The organism is Pelomonas parva (assembly GCF_043555835.1).
Lineage (GTDB): Bacteria > Pseudomonadota > Gammaproteobacteria > Burkholderiales > Burkholderiaceae_C > Pelomonas > Pelomonas parva.
In genome coordinates this window covers 387,439-404,397 of record NZ_JBIGHV010000005.1, presented here as the reverse complement: position 1 = coordinate 404,397, position 16,959 = coordinate 387,439, and the positions used below count along the sequence as shown (strand labels likewise).

The window sequence follows — 16,959 nt, the reverse complement described above, 5'->3', positions numbered from 1 at the left end:
TCATCCTCCGGTGATGGGTTGGATCAAGGTCAGCTCGTCGCCGGGCTGGATCAAGGTCGTGTCTCTACGGGTGCGGGGTAGAAAGGCGCCGTTGAGCGCTGTGGCGACGGCATCGGCCGCCCTGCCCTGTTCGGCCAGCAGTGCAGCGACGCTCAAGCCCTCGCGCCAGGGCTGGGGCTGCTGGTTCAACGTGAACTCAGACATGGCGAAGCGCCTCCTCAGACAAAGCCGGCGCCAGCAGCCAGCCGTGACGGAACAGACCGTTGATGCGCAGCAGGCCGGGCTGGTGCTCGATGCGCGGCCGGTGGTCCGGCAAGGCCGGGCGCAGATTGGTGTCCATGTGAACGATGCGCGCCTCGGCCAGTGACGGCAGCACGCTGTGGGCCGCCGCCATCAGCTCGACAGCGCTGCGCAGGCTGACGGGCGAGCGGTCCTCGCTCTCGACCTCGGACGCGCCAACGACGATGACCTCGCCCGGCCTGGGCACCAGGTAGACGCGATGGCGCGGATGCAGCAGCCGTACCGGGCGGTTCAGCACGACGCCGGGTGCATGCAGCCACAGGATCTCGCCCCGCACGCCGCGCAGGCCCGGCATGTCCGGCTTGGCGCCCAGGCCGCGTGTGTCGATGACGAGGTCAGCGTCCAGCCGGCGGCCGTCGTCGAGTTCGACGCGATGCGGCTGCACGGCGACCGCACGCCGCCCCCACAGCCAGTCGACGCCGGGCGCCTGCTGGGCCAAGGCCAGCAGCAGCTCACGCGGCAGCAACTGGCCCTCGCCCGGCAGCCACCATGCCTTGAGATCGGGCGCGAGCGCGGGCTCCAGCATCTGCAGCGTGGCGCGGTTCAGCAGCTCGGGGCCGTCGTCCAGCCGCGCCAGCACGCGCTGCGCCGCGCCCACGTCGACGCCATGCGCCAGCAGCAGGCTGCCGTCGGTCTTCACGAGGCCGGGCCGGCCCAGCGCTGCGGCAATGGCCGGCCACAGTTCCAGCGACCGCCAGCCCAGCGCGGCGACCTCGGGCTCGGCATGCTCCTGCTCGGCCAGCGGGCTCAGCATGCCCGCAGCCGTGAAGGCGGCCGCGCCGGGCTGGTCAGGCGCCGAAGCGGGGTCGACCACGCTGACGCGATGCCCCTCCCGCGCGAGCTGCCAGGCCAGCAGCCGGCCCATGACGCCGGCGCCTGCTATGGCGATCGTCGCCATCAGGCTTTGGCGATGGGGATGTAGAGCTCGCCGCCGTGTGCGCGGAACTCGGCAGACTTCTGGGCCATGCCGTCGGCCACCACGTCCGACGCTTCCAGCCCCTGCTTCGCCGCGTACTCGCGCACGTCCTGCGTGATCTTCATCGAGCAGAACTTCGGCCCGCACATGGAGCAGAAGTGCGCTTCCTTGGACGAGTCCTTGGGCAGGGTCTCGTCGTGATAGTCGCGCGCCGTGTCCGGGTCCAGCCCGAGTGCGAACTGGTCGTTCCAGCGGAACTCGAAACGTGCCTTGCTCATCGCGTCGTCACGGGCCCGGGCGCCGGGGTGGCCCTTGGCGATGTCGGCCGCGTGCGCGGCAATCTTGTAGGCGATCAGCCCCTGCTTCACATCGTCGCGGTCGGGCAAGCCCAGGTGCTCCTTGGGCGTCACGTAGCAGAGCATGGCCGTGCCCATCCAGCCGATCATGGCCGCGCCTATGGCCGAGGCGATGTGGTCGTAGCCGGGCGCGATGTCGATGGTCAGCGGGCCCAGCGTGTAGAACGGCGCCTCGTGGCAGTGCTTCAGCTGCTCGGCCATGTTGGCCTGGATGAGGTGCATGGGCACGTGGCCGGGGCCCTCGATCATGGTCTGCACGTCGTGCTTCCAGGCCACCTTCGTCAGCTCGCCCAGCGTCTTCAGCTCGGCGAACTGCGCCTCGTCGTTGGCGTCGGCGCCGCTGCCGGGGCGCAGGCCGTCGCCCAGCGAGAAGGTCACGTCATAGGCCTTCATGATTTCGCAGATCTCTTCGAAGTGCGTGTACAGGAAGTTCTCGCGGTGATGCGTGATGCACCACTTGGCGAGGATCGATCCGCCGCGCGACACGATGCCGGTGCGGCGCTTCGTCGTCAGGTGGATGAAGGGCAGGCGCAGGCCGGCGTGGATGGTGAAGTAGTCGACGCCCTGCTCGGCCTGCTCAATCAGCGTGTCGCGGAAGACAGCCCAGGAGAGGTCTTCGGCCACGCCGCCGACCTTCTCCAGCGCCTGGTAGATGGGCACGGTGCCGATGGGCACGGGCGAGTTTCTAACGATCCAGTCACGCGTCGTGTGGATGTTGCGGCCAGTGGAGAGGTCCATCACCGTGTCCGCACCCCAGCGGATGGACCAGACCAGCTTCTCCACTTCTTCCTCGATGCTGGACGTGACGGCCGAGTTGCCGATGTTGGCGTTGACCTTGACGAGGAAATTGCGGCCGATGATGGTCGGCTCCAGCTCGGTGTGGTTGATGTTGGCGGGGATGACGGCGCGGCCGCGGGCCACCTCCTGGCGCACGAACTCGGGCGTGATGATCTCGGGGATGGCGGCACCGAGCGAGTCGCCACGCAGGCGCTGCTCGCGCTCGGCGTCGGACAGGTAGTCGCGCATCCACTCGCGACGGCCGTTCTCGCGCAGCGCGACGAACTCCATCTCCGGCGTGACGATGCCGCGCCGGGCGTAGTGCAGCTGGCTCACGTTGGCGCCGGCCTGGGCGCGGCGCGGTAGGCGCTGCAGCGCGGCGGCCTCGGCACGCAACTGGGCGATGCGCTGGTTGTCCTCCTTGCCACCGTCATCCAGCGCGACGCGTATGCGGCCCGTGTAGGCCTCGGTGTCGCCCCGGTCGGCCACCCAGGCGGCACGCACGTCGGGCAGGCCCTGGCGCACGTCGATGGCGGCGTCAGGGTCGGTGTAGGGGCCGGACGTGTCGTGCACGACGACGGTCTCGCCGTTCGTCAACGCGATCTCGCGCATCGGCACGCGCACATCGGGCCGGCTGCCGGTGACGTAGGCCTTGGTGGACGCGGGGAATGGCTCGCGCGTCAGCGACAGGCGGTCGGCGAGCGAGATGGTGTTGTCGGGGGCGTTCACGGCGGTCTCCTGGAGCGGCTAAGGGGGTGCTCCGGGGGCCGCCTGTGGGTGTGCGGCGAGCGCCACCGAGGGTGGCATCGCCTGCACGCCGCCAGGCATGCGCTCTCCTTACGCCGGTACTAGCCGGTTCAAGTTCACGGGTTCAGTCATCGTTGACTGTCTCAGCATCCAGGTCTGGCGCAAGCCAGACCCGAGCACCCCGGAGCGGGCGCGAATGTAGCTGCCCGCGCCGCGCTGTGTCAACGCACCGCGTCGTTTGCCGCGCGGTAGACGACGACGTGGTCCAGCTCCAGGCGGATGCCGATGCGCTCGCCGATGGCATGGTTGTGGTGCGACGGCACGACCGACAGCACGAGCGCCCCGCTGGGCAGGCGCAGGGTGTACAGAAACTCCGAGCCGCGGAAGGCCTTGGCGACGACCTCGGCCGTGATGGGGCTGGCGTCGTCGTGCACGACGTCGTCGGGGCGCAGCAGCACGTCCACCGCGCAGCCGCTGCCGCAGGCTTCCCCATGCTCGGCGCAGCGGATGGGCTGCTGGCTGCGCACCACGCCAAGCTCCACACGCAGCTCGAAGTCACTCTCGACCTTGCCGGACAAGAACGCGCCCTGGCCGACGAAATCGGCCACGAAGCGGTTGGCCGGGCGGTGGTAGAGCTGGTAGGCGCTGTCCCATTGCTGGATGCGTCCTTCCGACATGACGGCGATCTCGTCGGCAATCGCGAAGGCTTCGTGCTGGTCGTGCGTGACCAGCAGCGCCGTCGTGCCGGACGGCGCGAGCAGCCCGCGCAGCTCGGCGCCCAGCCGCTCGCGCAGTTCCACGTCGAGGTTAGCGAAGGGCTCGTCGAGCAACAGCAGCTGCGGCCGTGGCGCGAGCGCCCGGGCCAGCGCCACGCGCTGCTGCTGGCCGCCCGACAGCTCGTGCGGGTAGCGGGCCGCCGCGTGGGCCAAGCCCACGGTGTCCAGCATCTGCTGGATGCGCGCCTTCGCATCGGCCACGCCGCGCAGGCCGAAGCCGACGTTCTGGGCCACGGTCAGGTGCGGGAACAGCGCATGGTCCTGGAAAACCATGCCGATACGGCGCCGCTCGGGCGGCAGCTGGTAACCGGGGCGGCTGACGCTCTCGCCGTCGAGGCGGATCTCGCCGGCTTGCACGGACTCGAAGCCGGCAATGGCGCGCAGCACGGTGGTCTTGCCGCAGCCCGAGGGCCCGAGCAGGCAGCCGATGCTGCCGCGTGCCAGCGTCAGCGACAGCCGCTCGACAACGGTGCGCGCGCCATAGGCGATGTCGATGTTGTCGAGGGCGAGCCAGGGCGGCGTGTCGGGAGATGGGGTCATGTCGGGTGGGGCATCATGATAATTGCCCGCAATGCAATCGGCCCTGAACCTCCCCGCCACCACACCCCGACGTCGCCTGCCCTCGCTTCGCGCCCTGGCCCTGGTGGCCGCCGCGCTGATCGCCGCGCCGCTGCTGTCGGTGGCCTTCAATGTCTTCACGCCCGGCACGGCCGGCACCTGGCAGCACCTGCTGTCCACCGTGCTGCCGGACTATGTCGTCGCCACGCTGTGGCTGTGCGCGGGCGTCGGCACCGGTGTGGCTGCGCTGGGCGTCGGCGCGGCCTGGCTGGTGACGCGCCACGAGTTCCCGGGGCGCTCGACCTTCGAGTGGGCGCTGCTGCTGCCGCTGGCCATGCCGGCCTACGTGATGGCCTATGCCTACACCGACCTTCTGCAGTTCGTCGGCCCCGTGCAGGGCTGGCTGCGCGAGACGTTTGGCTGGCGGCGCGGCGACTACTGGTTCCCGGATGTGCGGTCGCTGGGCGGCGCGGTGGTGATGTTCTCGCTGGTGCTCTACCCCTACGTCTACATGCTGGCGCGCACGGCCTTCATGGAGCGCGCGGGCGGCATGATCGAAGTGGGCCGCACGCTGGGCCTGTCGCCCTTCCAGGCCTTCTGCCGCCTGTCGCTGCCGCTGGCGCGGCCGGCGATTGCCGGCGGCGTGGCGCTGGCGCTGATGGAGACGCTGGCGGACTACGGCACGGTGTCGTACTTCGCCGTGCAGACCTTCACGACCGGCATCTACCGCGCCTGGTTCTCGCTCGGCGACCGCACGGCCGCCGCGCAACTGGCGATGGTGCTGCTGGGCTTCGTCATCCTGGTGCTGGCGCTGGAGCGGCTGTCGCGTGGCGGCTCGCGTTTTGCGGACAGCACGCTGCGCAGCCGGGGCGTCGTGCGCGTGCCGCTGCAGGGGCCGCGCGCCGTGCTGGCGCTGCTGGCCTGTGCCCTGCCGCTGGCCGGCGGCTTCCTGCTGCCAGCGGGCGTCATGCTGCACATGGCGCTGACCGAAGGCGATGCGCAATGGGGCACGCGCTTCTTCACGCTGGCCGGCAACAGCGTGCTGGTGGCCGGCGCCACGGCTCTGCTGGCGACGGCGCTGGCGCTGCTGATCGCCTATGCGGCGCGCGTCGACAAGAGCGCGACCACGCGCTGGGCGCACCGCGTGGCGGGGCTGGGCTATGCGCTGCCGGGGTCGGTCATCGCGGTGGGCGTGCTGATCCCGGTCACGCAGCTGGACCATGCGCTCGCGGCGATGTTGCGCGGCTTCGGCATCGACGCCGGCCTGCTGCTGACGGGCACGATCGCGGCGCTGGTCTATGCCTGCGTCGTGCGCTACCTGACGGCCGCGCTGCAGGCCATGGACGCTGGCCTGGCGCGCATCACGCCGCGCATGGAGCAGGCGGCGCGCACGCTGGGCCACACGCCGGCGCAGACGCTGTGGCGCGTGCACCTGCCGCTGCTGCGCGGCAGCGCGATGACGGCCGGGCTGCTGGTGTTCATTGACGTCATGAAGGAGCTGCCCGCCACGCTGGTGATGCGCCCCTTCAACTTCGACACGCTGGCCACGCAGGCCTACACGCTGGCCTCGGACGAGCGGCTGGCCGAGGCATCCACCTCGGCGCTGGCCATCGTCGCCGTCGGGCTGGTGCCGATGGTGGTGCTGTGCCGGCACATCGTGCGCGGCACAAGATGATCACTTCCAGCCGGCGCGGTCGAACACCTTCTGCGCGGCGGTCGTCGTCTTGGCCAAGTCGCCAATCGGCAGCGCATCCGGCTTGAACGTGCCCATCGCTTCCAGCGCCGGGTTCTTCATCACAGCCGACTTCACGACCGGCCATTCGTTGTTGCCATTGGCGAAGTAGCCCTGCGCCTCGTCGCTGGCCAGGTACTCCAGGAACTTGACGGCCGCCGCCTTGTTCGGCGCGTGCTTGAGCACACCGGCGCCGGAGACATTGACATGCGTGCCCCAGGTCTTCTGGTTGGGCCAGACGATGCCGATGGCCTTCACGACCTCCTGGTCCTCCGGCTTGGTCGAGCGCATCAGGCGCGCGAGGTAGTAGCTGTTGGAAATGGTCACGCCGCACTCGCCGGCGGCCACGGCGCGCAGCTGGTCGGTGTCGCCACCCTTGGGCGCGCGGGCGAAGTTGGCCACGAGGCCCTTGGCCCAGGCCTCGGTCTTGGCCTCGCCGTTGTGGGCGATCAGCGCCGCGCCGAGCGACAGGTTGTAGGGGTGGGAGCCGGAGCGCACGCAGACCTGGTTCTTCAGGCGCGGGTCGGCGAGGTCTTCATAGGTCTGCACCCAGTCGCTCTTCACGGCCGCCTTGTTGTGCACGATGACGCGGGCGCGGGTCGAGAACGAGAACCAGGTGTCGGTGCGCAGCCCGGCGGGCACGCGCGCCTCCAGCACCGACGACTTGACCGGCTGGAACAGGCCCAGGTTGTCGGCCACCTCCAGGCGCGCGGCGTCCACGGTGATCAGCACATCGGCCGGGCTGGCCGTGCCCTCGTTGCGGATGCGCTCGACGAGCTCGTCCTCTTTGCCGTCCAGCCGGTTGATGCGGATGCCGGTCTGCTTCGTGAAGTTGGCGTACAGCGCCTCGTCGGTTTGGTAGTGGCGGGCCGAATAGACGTTGAGCACGGCGGCGGGCTGGGCCACGGCACTCAGGCCGGCCAGGCTGAGGGAGATGCAAAGCAGGGAACGACGCAGCATCGACAGGTCTCTTCAGGGATTGCGGAAGTCCGCATGCTAACAAGAATGATTCGCGTTTGAACCGAACGTCCTTAGCCCTTGGTCAGCAACCGCGCGCCATCCACCTTGGCCGCGCTCTTGTCGAACGTCCACAGCGGCTGCTCGCCGGCCTGGGTGGCCAAGGCGATGTGCAGGCATTCGGCGAAGTCCGCCGGGCCCTGGCGGAACAGCTGCAGCGCCACTTCCAGCGCGCGCTCAGATTCGATGGTCAGTTCTGCCGCCGAGAAGAGATGCGACAAGGCCAGCAGCACGTCTTCCTTGCCGAAGCCGAAGCTCTTGCGCAGCACCCATTCGAGTTCCAGGACGACGGTGACGGGCACGAACAGCGTCAGCCCTTCGTTCACGCAGCGGCTGATCAGCCGACGCGCCGCAGCGAGCTGGGAGAGGTCGTCCTCGACGAGGTAGCGAACCAGGATGTTGGTGTCGAGCGCCGGCATGGCCAGCCTCCCCTCAGCGCCAGGGGTTCATGTCCTCGACGCTGACGCGCTTGCCCCTGGGCGCCTTGAGCATGCCGGCCATGTCGAGGATGGACTTGGTCTTGGCCCGGACGATGATGGTCCCGTCCGGCATCGCGGACCAGACGAGGCGAGTACCTGGCTTGGCATCGATGAGCGCCCGGATGTCCGCAGGCACGGTCGTCTGACCCTTGGCGGTGACGGTGGATTCGGCCATGTGCGCTCCTTACATTTCGCGAGATTGTAATTCGCGCGGCCTGGTGAGTCCGACAGCGATGGCAAGCAAGCCCGTGGCGATGGCGAAGCTCAGGCCAAGCCCGCCCCTGGCAAAAGCGGCGGCCACGGCCGAGGCGCCCGTGATGAGGCCGAGGTTGCGCGACAGCGTCAGCAGGCCGGCCACGACGCCACGCTGCTCGGCCGCCACATCGGCCATGACGCCCGTGTTGTTGGCCGCCTGAAAGAGCGCATAGCCGGGCGTGACGAGGGCGAGCGGCCCGACATAGGCGATGGCGCCCAGCGATGCGGGCAGCAGCGCAATCAGTGCGCAGCCGAGCGCCATCACGGCCAAGCCCAGTTGCGTCATGCGCCGGCTGCCGAAACGGTCCACCAGCCGGCCCGCCGGCACCCCGCTGACGGCCGACACCATGGGGCCGATGGACATCAGCGCACCGACCGCGGCCGCGCCCAGGCCCAACGCGCCGCTCAGGTGGAAAGGACCGACGACGAGCGTGGCCATCATGACGGCCGACACGAGTGCGTTCATTGCCAGCGCCGCACTCAGGGCCGGGTCGCGCAACCGGTCGAGCCGCATCAGGGGCGAAGCGGCGCGGGCTTCGGTGCGAAGGAAGAGCAGCAGGCCCATCGCGGCGGCGGCGAGCAAGCCGATGTGCTGCGTCATTGCCAGCGCATACGCGGCCAATGCCAGCGCCAGCCACAGCGTGCCCGGCAGGTCAAAGCCCGCAGCGCCGCCCTGCCCCCGGTCCGCCGGCAGGCAACGCCAGGCCATCACGAACGCCGCCAGACCCAGCGGCAGGTTGACGGCAAAGACGGCTTGCCAACCCAACATGCCGATCAATACGCCGCCCAGCGACGGCCCGAGCGCCGTGCCGACGGCCGACATCGTGCCGAACAGCCCCATCGCCCGACCCGTGTGCGCCTTGGGCAAGGCTGCACCCACCATCGCCATCGTCAAGGCCATCATGGCCGCAGCGCCCACGCCTTGCAGCGCGCGGGCGGCGATCAGCAGCGGCAGCGTGGGCGCCAGCGCGCACAGCCCCGACGCGATAGTGAACAGCACGATGCCGGCGAGCAGCAAGCGACGCTTGCCGATCAGGTCGCCCAACCGGCCGGCGCCGACGATGAGGGTTGTCGTGGCCAGCAGGTAGGCCAGCACGACCCACTGGGTCTGGGCAAAGCTGGCGCCGAAAGCCGTGGCCAACGTGGGCAGCGCGACGTTGGCGCTGCTGATGGCCAGGGACGGCAACAGCGCGGCCAGGCCGAGACTGGCGAGCACGCCGGCGAGGGGCTTCGCGGCCGGTTGAGCGAGGGTCGTGGTGTTCATGCCCAGACCTTAGACATTGGCCGGCCCTGGCGGAAGACGCATCATCTGCACTTCATTGCTGCACGAGACGCCATGTCAGACCCTGACCTCAACCTGCTGCTGACGCTGGACGCCCTGCTCGCCGAGGGCAGCGTGGCCGGTGCCGCACGTCGGCTGCGACTGAGCCCATCGGCGATGAGCCGGTCACTCGCCCGGCTGCGCGAAGCCACCGGCGACCCACTGCTGGTGCGCGCCGGGCGTGGGCTGGTGGCGTCGCCACGGGCGCTGGAGTTGCGCGAGCGGATCGGGCCGCTGGTGAAGGAAGCTCTGGCGGCATTGAGGCCGGCTGATGCACTGAAGCTGGACCGGCTGGAGCGCGAATTCACGCTGCGAACTCGGGAAGGATTTGTCGAGAACTTCGGCGCCGCCCTGCTCGCCCGCGTGGCCACCGAGGCACCTGGTGTGCGGCTGCGATTTGTGCCCAAGCCGGATCGGGACAGTACGTCGCTGCGCGACGGCAGCGTGGATCTGGAGACCGGCGTGATCGGCTCGACGACGGGGCCGGAACTGCGCGCCCACGCGCTATTCCGCGACCGCTTCGTGGCCGTGGTGCGCCAAGGCCATGTGCTGGCGAACGGCAAGCTGACGACCAAGCGCTACGCGGCAGGCCGGCATGTCGCTGTCTCCCGGCGCGGCACGGCGGCGGGGCCTGTCGACGAGGCGTTGTCCGCCCTGGGCCTTGCCCGCGACATCGTCGTCACGGTGGCGGGGTTCTCGGAGGCATTGGCGCTGGCGCGCGGCACGGACCTGATTGCGACCGTGCCGGAGCGCCACACGGCCCATCTGCGAGATGGTCTGCAGAGGCTTGAACTGCCAGTGGCGGTGGCGCCCTTCACGGTGTCGCTGCTTTGGCACCCGCGCATGGATGGGGATGCGGGGCATCGATGGTTGCGCAGTTGCGTTCGGGAGGTATGCCAGTGAACTTCGTCATGGACGACCTCGCATTCAAGATCGCCCGTTGGATCGCGATTCCCGTTGCCATCCTGTTGGCGGGTGCGTGGATGCTTGCTCCCTCACGCCTTCAACTTTCTCAGGCGAAGGAAATCACGGTCACGGCGAACCGCCTGCAAAGGAAGAACATCGACTACCTCGATCTGCAAACGTCCAATTTCCAGGAGATCCAGATCTCTTGCTACAAAGCTCGCACGCTTTGCCAGGCGCCAGTGCCTCGGAAAAGTGCCACCTTGCGCGTATGGCTGCAGGATGCAGGCCCAATGATGGGGTACTGGATCGTGAGCGCGGAATTCAATGGTCAGCAGTTGGTGACACCAGATTCGCAGGCGTCCGTCTTCCGGACTGAAAAGATCATGTGGGGCTTGGGTGCCCTGACGGCTCTCGCCGTTGCGTTCATGCTCTGGTATTTCGCCCCATTCAAGTCGCTGGACTCGGACGATATCTAGCGCCACGCTTTGCTTCAGACGACCACAAGGTCACCAACAAAAAGGGCCGGCCACCGAAGCAGCCGGCCCAAGCGCTGAAGCGCTCGAGGGAGATCGTTTAATCCTTGTCTGCAGGCATCGCCCCAGGCATGCCATGCAGCGGCAGCGAACTCGCACCGCCCTGCTCCGCCGCCTTGGCCACGGGCTTCTTGTCCCGCACCAGGTAGCTGTACAGCACCGGCACCACCACCAGCGTCAGCAGCGTCGACGTGATGACGCCACCGATGATGGCGCGGCCCATGGGCGCCTGGATCTCGCCGCCGTCGTTCAGCGCAATGGCCATCGGCAGCATGCCGAAGACCATGGCCGCCGTCGTCATGATGATGGGGCGCATGCGGATCAGGCCCGCCTCGCGCAGCGCCTCGGCCACCGTGGCGCCGGCCTTGCGGGCGTGGTTGGCGAAGTCGACCAGCAAGATGGCGTTCTTGGTCACCAGGCCCATCAGCATGACCAGGCCAATCATCGAGAACACGTTCAGCGTCGAGCGCCACAGCAGCAGCGCCAGCATCACGCCGATCAGCGCGAGCGGCAGGCTCGCCATGATCGCGATCGGCTGCAGGAAGCTGCCGAACTGGCTGGCCAGCACGATGTAGATGAAGATGGCCGCCAGCGCCATGGCCGCGAGCAGGCCGTTGAAGGCCTCGGCCTGCTGCTTGCCGGCGCCGTCGACCTTGAAGCTGGTGCCCGGTGGCAGCTGGGTGTTCTTGATGAGCGCCTGCACGTCGGCGTTCACGTCGCCGCTGGGCCGGCCCTGCACGCCGGCAAACACGGCCTCGCGGCGCTGCAGGTTCTCGCGGCGGATGACCTCGGGGTTGAACACGGGCTCGATGGTGGCGACCTGGTCCAGCGTGATGGGCGCGCCCGAGGCCGAGAAGGCCACCGGCAGCTTGCTCATCTGCTCGATGCGCTCGCGCTGTTCGCGCGGCAGGCGCAGCAGCACCTCGACCTGGTTGCCGTCCGGCGTGGTCCAGTAGGTCGCGATCTCGCCGTTGACGTAGGCGCGCAAGGACGACGCGATCTGCGGCGCGGTCAGGCCTAGTTCGCGGATGGCCGAGTCCTTCAGCCGCACGGCGAAGGCCGGCAGGCCGGGCTTGACCGTCGTGTCCACGTCCACCGCACCGGGGATCTTCTTGATCTTCTCGACCAAGTCCTTGGCGGCCTGGGTCAGCACCTCGGGGTCGCTGCCCAGGATGGTGATCCAGATCGGCCGGTCAAAACCCACGCTGACCTCGATGCCGGGGATCTTGGCGATGTCGGCGCGGATGGCGTCCTCGATCTCCTTCTGCGTGCGCTTGCGCTCGCTGCGGTCGGTCAGCGTGATGTTCAGCGACGCCTGGTTGCGGCCCGTGGCCATGCCCTCGCCGGTGCTGCCCACCACGGTGGAGACGGTCTTGATCTCGGGGTAGGTCGCCAGAATCTCCTCGATCTGCGCGACCTTGGCACTGCCGCGCTCGATGCTGCTGGCCACCGGCATGCGTAGGTTGACCTGCGTGAAGCCATTGTCGGTCTGCGGCACGAACTCGCTGCCCACCATCGGCGCCAGCGCCAGTGCAGCGACGAAGCTGGCGAAGGCGCCCCACATGACCAGGCCACGCGGCGTCAACGTCGCGAAGCGCAGCCGGCGCCTGGCGGCCTTGTCACGCTGGCCATCGGCGCTGAACGGGTGGCCGTAGGCGGGAATGGGCGGCACGAAGACGCGGTAGCGGCGGCCGGAGAAGGCCCAGTCGATCGTGTTGGCGTACAGGTCGTGCAGGCGGTCCATGCCCCAGTCGGTCGCGCGGATCAGGTGGCCGATGACCGGCCAGTGCTTGATGCGCGTGCTCGGCGGGTCGTGCCAGACGGCAGAAAGCATCGGGTCCAGCGTGAAGCTGACGAACAGGCTGACCAGCACCGCGACGGCGACGGTGATGCCGAAGGGGTAGAAGAACTTGCCGATGATGCCGCCCATGAAGGCGACCGGCACGAACACGGCGCAGATGGCAAAGGTGGTCGCCATGACGGCCAGGCCGATCTCGTTGGTGCCGTCGAAGGAAGCGGTGCGGTGGTCCTTGCCCATGGCCACGTGGCGCACGATGTTCTCGCGCACGACGATGGCATCGTCGATGAGCAGGCCGATGCACAGGCTCAGCGCCATCATCGTCATGAAGTTCAGCGTGAAGCCGAAGGCATGCACGGCGATGAAGCTGGAGATGACGGCGATGGGCAGCGTCAGGCCCGTGATGATGGTGGAGCGCCAGCTGTGCAGGAACAGGAAGACGATGGCCACGGTCAGCAGCGCGCCTTCGATCAGCGTGTGCTGCAGGCCGGTCAGCGAGCCCTTCACGAAGTCGCTGCCGGCATAGATCAGGCGCAGTTCCACGTCCTTGGGCAGCGTCTTGCGCAGCTCCTCCATCGCCTCCTTCACGGCCTCGCCGGTCTTGACGATGTTGGCGTCCTGCTGCTTGAAGACGTTGAAGCTGACGGCCGGTTGGCCGTTGATGCGGGCGATGCTGTCTTGCTCACGCTCGCGCTCGACCAGCGTGCCGAGGTCGTTCAGCGTCAGCGCCAGGTTTCCGCGGCGCGCGACGACCATCTGCCCGAAGGCCTTGGGGTCCTTCACACGGCCTTCCACGCGCAGGATTGCGTCGCTGGTCTGGTCGGACAGCAGGCCCACGGGCTGGTCGGCATTGGCATCGGCCAGCGCCTTGGCGATCTCGGCCGGCGTCACGCCGTAGGCGCGCAGCCGCATCGGGTCCAGGTCGATGCGCACCTCGCGGGTGGTCATGCCGCCCACGTCCACCTTGGCCACGCCTTCCACGCGGCCCAGGCGCTTGGAGACGATCAGGTCGGCCATCATGGACAGCTCGCGCGAGCCGCGCGTGGGGCTCAGCAGCGCCATCACGACGACGGGCTGCGCGTTGTCGTTCTCGAAGCGCTGCACCGTGGGCGGCTTGGCGTCACGCGGGAACCGGGCCTGCGCGGCGGCCACGCGGTCGCGCAGGTCCTGCATCGCACGGCCCATGTCGGCGTTCAGCGAAAACTCGACGCTGGCCTGCACCCGGCCCTCGAAGCTGCGCGACTGGATGCGCTCGACGCCGGCAATCGTGTTCAGCGCCTCTTCCAGCGGCTTGGCGATCTCGCGCTCGACGGCCTCGGGCGAGGCGCCGGGGTAGCGCACGTCCACCATGGCACCGGGGAAGGAGATGTCGGGCATCTGCTCGACACCCAGCTTGGAATACGAGAACAGGCCCAGCACGCACAGGGCCACCATCACCATGGTCGCGAAGACCGGGTTCTGGATGGAAACGCGGGTCATCCACATGGCGCGCTCCTCACTGCTGCGCCGGCGCGGAGGCGGCAGCGCTGGCGACCTTGGCCGACTTGGTGGCCACGACTTGCGCCGGGTCGCCCTCGCGCAGGTTGTCGAAGCGCGCGGCCAGCACCTGCGCCTCGGGCTTGAGGCCGTTCAACACCTCGACACGGCCTTCACGCGCATCGCTGCGGCCTGTCGTCACGATGCGGCGCACCAGGGCGCCCTTCTCGATCATCCAGACCTGCTCCTGGCCGGCGTTGCGGCTGATGGCGGCGATGGGCACGGTCAGGCGCTGCGTGTCGTCCTGCAGCACGACCTTGGCGACGGCGTACTGGCCGGCGCGGTAAAGCTCCTTGGGGTTGTCCAGTACCAGCGTGACGCCGATGGAGCGCGTACCCGGCTCGGCGGCCGGCGCGATGCGCGCGATCTTGGCCTCGACCGGCTCGTCCACACCCTCCACCTTCACCTGCACGGCCATGCCCGGCTGCAGGCGGCTCACCTCGTGCGTGCCCACCAGGCCGGCCAGCTCCAGCTTGGCGAGGTCGACGATGCTGAGGATCTGCTGTTCGGACGCCAGCTTCTCGCCCGGCAATGCGTGGCGCTTGGCGACGACGCCATTGATGGGCGCGACGAGCGCCGCCTGGCGCATCGTCACCTGGCTGGTGTCGAGCTGGGCCTTGGCGGCATTCCAGTTGGCGCGGGCGGATTCGTACGCGGCGCGGGAGTTGTCCAGCGCCGTCTGGGCGATGAAATTCCTGGCCGCCAGATCCTCGTTGCTCTTGAGCGTGCGGGCCGCCTGGTCCATCTGGGCGCGCATGGCCTCGACGCTCGCGCCGCGCTCGGCGATACGGTAGCGCAGCTCTTCCAGGTCGACCTGGCCCAGCACCTGGCCGGCCCTCACGCGGCTGCCCTCGCCCACCGCCAGATTCAGCAGCGTGCCATTGGACTTGGCGCGCACGACGACCGTGCCCGGCGCCACCAGTGGGCCGCTGAACTCGATCTGGCCCGGCATGGCGGTGATGACCGGCTTGACGACCTCGCTGGCCACGAACTCCAGCGCCGGCTTGGCCTTCTCGTCACCCGGCTTCTTGGGGCCGTCGCCCTTGCTGGCCATGACGGCCACCCCGGCGCCGCCCACCAGCAGCACGACCGCTGCGATGCCACCCAACTTGAACGACTTGCGCATGACTCCCCCGAACGCTCTCTGAAACAGACCTTTGCAGTCTAGAAACGAGAGCGCCGCGACGCAGCGGCGGAGTGACGAAACGCGTTTTGCGGGGGCTGAGCTGCACTCGCCGGGCCGTAGGCCGGTGTCGGAGAACTTCAGGCCGGGCGGGCTGCCGCAATGGGATCGATGGGCAGCACCACATCCCCGCACTGCGCCCTATGACGAAGGGCATGGTCCATCAGCACCAGGGCCAGCATGGCCTCGGCGATGGGCGTGGCGCGGATGCCGACGCAGGGGTCATGGCGGCCGAAGGTCTCCACCGTGGTCGGCTGCAGCGCGCGGTCGATGCTGGCCTTGGGGCTGCGGATGGAACTGGTGGGCTTGATGGCGATGCTGGCCACGATGTCCTGCCCGGTGGAGATGCCGCCCAGCATGCCGCCCGAGTTGTTGCTGGCAAAGCCCAACGGCGTCAGCTCGTCGCCATGCTCGCTGCCGCGCTGCGCGACGACGCCGAAGCCGGCGCCGATCTCCACGCCCTTGACCGCGTTGATGCCCATCAGCGCATAGGCGATGTCGGCATCCAGCTTGTCGAACAGCGGCTCGCCCAGGCCGACCGGCACGCCGGTGGCCTCGACGCGGATGCGCGCGCCGACCGAGTCGCCGGCCTTGCGCAGCGCGTCCATGTAGGCCTCCAGCTCGGCGATCTTGCTGGTGTTGGCGGCGAAGAAGGGGTTCTGGCCGACGTGTTGCCAGCCCTCAAACGGGATCTCGATCTCGCCCAGCTGCGTCATGCAGCCACGGAACTCGGTGCCATAGGCTTCGCGCAGCCATTTGCGCGCCACCGCACCGGCGCCCACCATGGGCGCCGTCAGCCGCGCCGACGAACGACCGCCGCCCCGCGGGTCGCGCACGCCGTACTTGCGCCAGTAGGTGTAGTCGGCGTGGCCAGGGCGGAAGGTGTCGAGGATGTTGCCGTAGTCCTTGCTGCGCTGGTCGGTGTTCTCGATCAGCAGGCAGATCGGCGTGCCGGTCGTGACGCCCTCGTAGACGCCCGACAGGATCTTGACCGCGTCGGGCTCGTTGCGCTGCGTGACGTGCCGGCTGGTGCCGGGGCGGCGGCGGTCCAGCTCGGGCTGGATGTCGGCCTCGCTCAGCGTCATGCCGGGCGGGCAGCCGTCGATGATGCAGCCGATGGCCGGGCCGTGGCTTTCGCCGAAGTTGGTGACGCGAAAGAGTTCGCCGAAGGTGCTGCCTGACATAGACCGCAAGTTTAGGCGGCCCGCACAAGCAAAAGCGGCCTCGCAAGGCCGCCTTCATGCGTTGCGAACTTCTAGAGCTTGGACTCGGGCTCGGCGTTCTCTTCCACCGGCCAGTCGCGGATATAGGCCTTCAGCATGCGGTTCTCGAAGTCCTGGCTGTCCACCACGGCCTTGGCCACGTCGTACAGCGAGATCACGCCCATCAGCGTCTTGCCGTTCATGACCGGCATGTAGCGCGCATGGCGGCCCAGCATCATGCGGCGCACCTCGTCGATCTCGGTCTCGGGCGTGCAGGTCAGCGGTGCATCGTCCATGACGGTGCGCACGATGGTCGAGCCGACCTCGCCGCCGTTCTTGACGACGGCCTGGATGACTTCGCGGAAGGTCAGCATGCCGACCAGGTCGCCATGCTCCATGACGACGAGCGAGCCAATGTCACGCTCGGCCATGACGGCCAGCGACTCCTTGAGCGGTTCGTCGGGCGTGACGGTGAACAAGGTGCCGCCTTTGACACGCAGGATATCGACGACTTTCATGGTGCTCTCCAAGGCAAAACTCATGGGCAACATAGCACACAAAGCACTC

At 68.6% G+C, this 16,959-nt stretch carries 15 protein-coding genes and 1 riboswitch; of the genes, 3 read left to right on the top strand and 12 right to left on the bottom strand.

Annotated features, from left to right (window positions below; translation table 11 throughout):
- From thiS to ACG00Y_RS15660, 4 genes are all read right to left on the bottom strand, one after another.
- Nucleotides 1-204, bottom strand: coding sequence for a sulfur carrier protein ThiS (thiS, locus tag ACG00Y_RS15675; protein ID WP_394480374.1), 204 nt, complete (start codon nucleotides 202-204; stop codon nucleotides 1-3).
- Nucleotides 197-1,198, bottom strand: coding sequence for an FAD-dependent oxidoreductase (locus tag ACG00Y_RS15670; RefSeq protein ID WP_394480373.1), 1,002 nt, complete (start codon nucleotides 1,196-1,198; stop codon nucleotides 197-199). Before ACG00Y_RS15670 ends, thiS begins: the two co-directional genes overlap by 8 nt.
- On the bottom strand, nucleotides 1,198-3,078 hold the full coding sequence (thiC, locus tag ACG00Y_RS15665) for a phosphomethylpyrimidine synthase ThiC (RefSeq protein ID WP_394480371.1): 1,881 nt from the start codon (nucleotides 3,076-3,078) through the stop codon (nucleotides 1,198-1,200). Before thiC ends, ACG00Y_RS15670 begins: the two co-directional genes overlap by 1 nt.
- An 88-nt stretch (nucleotides 3,079-3,166) precedes the next feature.
- Nucleotides 3,167-3,290: riboswitch (TPP riboswitch) on the bottom strand.
- 27 nt (nucleotides 3,291-3,317) lie between these two features.
- Nucleotides 3,318-4,412 (bottom strand): ABC transporter ATP-binding protein, encoded by a 1,095-nt coding sequence (locus ACG00Y_RS15660; RefSeq protein WP_394480369.1) that lies wholly within the window; start codon nucleotides 4,410-4,412, stop codon nucleotides 3,318-3,320.
- A 31-nt stretch (nucleotides 4,413-4,443) separates the two neighbouring features.
- Between ACG00Y_RS15660 and ACG00Y_RS15655 the strand changes: the two genes are divergently transcribed.
- Nucleotides 4,444-6,105, top strand: coding sequence for an ABC transporter permease (locus tag ACG00Y_RS15655; protein ID WP_394480367.1), 1,662 nt, complete (start codon nucleotides 4,444-4,446; stop codon nucleotides 6,103-6,105).
- Here the strand turns inward: ACG00Y_RS15655 and ACG00Y_RS15650 are convergent, their stop codons facing one another.
- The 4 genes from ACG00Y_RS15650 to ACG00Y_RS15635 all read right to left on the bottom strand — a co-directional run bounded on the left by ACG00Y_RS15650 (nucleotide 6,106) and on the right by ACG00Y_RS15635 (nucleotide 9,177).
- Complete coding sequence (locus ACG00Y_RS15650; protein ID WP_394480365.1) at nucleotides 6,106-7,122, bottom strand: extracellular solute-binding protein; 1,017 nt, start codon at nucleotides 7,120-7,122, stop codon at nucleotides 6,106-6,108. It lies immediately after the preceding gene.
- A gap of 71 nt (nucleotides 7,123-7,193) precedes the next feature.
- Nucleotides 7,194-7,598, bottom strand: coding sequence for a PIN domain-containing protein (locus ACG00Y_RS15645; protein WP_394480364.1), 405 nt, complete (start codon nucleotides 7,596-7,598; stop codon nucleotides 7,194-7,196).
- A gap of 13 nt (nucleotides 7,599-7,611) precedes the next feature.
- Nucleotides 7,612-7,833: an AbrB/MazE/SpoVT family DNA-binding domain-containing protein gene (locus tag ACG00Y_RS15640; protein WP_394480362.1), complete on the bottom strand. Its 222-nt coding sequence runs from the start codon at nucleotides 7,831-7,833 to the stop codon at nucleotides 7,612-7,614.
- Nucleotides 7,834-7,842: 9 nt separating this feature from the next.
- Entirely contained in the window at nucleotides 7,843-9,177 is a 1,335-nt protein-coding gene (locus ACG00Y_RS15635; protein ID WP_394480360.1) for an MFS transporter, read from the bottom strand.
- A gap of 72 nt (nucleotides 9,178-9,249) precedes the next feature.
- On the opposite strand from ACG00Y_RS15635, the gene ACG00Y_RS15630 reads away from it, so the two are divergent.
- Together ACG00Y_RS15630 and ACG00Y_RS15625 are read left to right on the top strand one after the other, a co-directional pair.
- On the top strand, nucleotides 9,250-10,137 hold the full coding sequence (locus tag ACG00Y_RS15630; protein WP_394480358.1) for a LysR family transcriptional regulator: 888 nt from the start codon (nucleotides 9,250-9,252) through the stop codon (nucleotides 10,135-10,137).
- Nucleotides 10,134-10,616: a hypothetical protein gene (locus tag ACG00Y_RS15625; RefSeq protein WP_394480357.1), complete on the top strand. Its 483-nt coding sequence runs from the start codon at nucleotides 10,134-10,136 to the stop codon at nucleotides 10,614-10,616. The genes ACG00Y_RS15630 and ACG00Y_RS15625 overlap by 4 nt, the downstream gene beginning before the upstream one ends.
- A 97-nt stretch (nucleotides 10,617-10,713) precedes the next feature.
- On the opposite strand, the gene ACG00Y_RS15620 is transcribed toward ACG00Y_RS15625, so the two are convergent.
- The 4 genes from ACG00Y_RS15620 to ACG00Y_RS15605 all read right to left on the bottom strand — a co-directional run bounded on the left by ACG00Y_RS15620 (nucleotide 10,714) and on the right by ACG00Y_RS15605 (nucleotide 16,910).
- Nucleotides 10,714-13,956 (bottom strand): efflux RND transporter permease subunit, encoded by a 3,243-nt coding sequence (locus ACG00Y_RS15620; RefSeq protein WP_394480356.1) that lies wholly within the window; start codon nucleotides 13,954-13,956, stop codon nucleotides 10,714-10,716.
- Nucleotides 13,957-13,966: 10 nt separating this feature from the next.
- Nucleotides 13,967-15,133: an efflux RND transporter periplasmic adaptor subunit gene (locus tag ACG00Y_RS15615; RefSeq protein WP_394480354.1), complete on the bottom strand. Its 1,167-nt coding sequence runs from the start codon at nucleotides 15,131-15,133 to the stop codon at nucleotides 13,967-13,969.
- 137 nt (nucleotides 15,134-15,270) lie between these two features.
- Nucleotides 15,271-16,374 carry a chorismate synthase gene (gene aroC / locus ACG00Y_RS15610; RefSeq protein WP_394480352.1) on the bottom strand — a complete coding sequence of 368 codons (1,104 nt, stop codon included), beginning with the start codon at nucleotides 16,372-16,374 and terminating at the stop codon, nucleotides 15,271-15,273.
- 71 nt (nucleotides 16,375-16,445) lie between these two features.
- Nucleotides 16,446-16,910: a CBS domain-containing protein gene (locus tag ACG00Y_RS15605; protein WP_394480350.1), complete on the bottom strand. Its 465-nt coding sequence runs from the start codon at nucleotides 16,908-16,910 to the stop codon at nucleotides 16,446-16,448.
- Nucleotides 16,911-16,959: the final 49 nt, after the last annotated feature.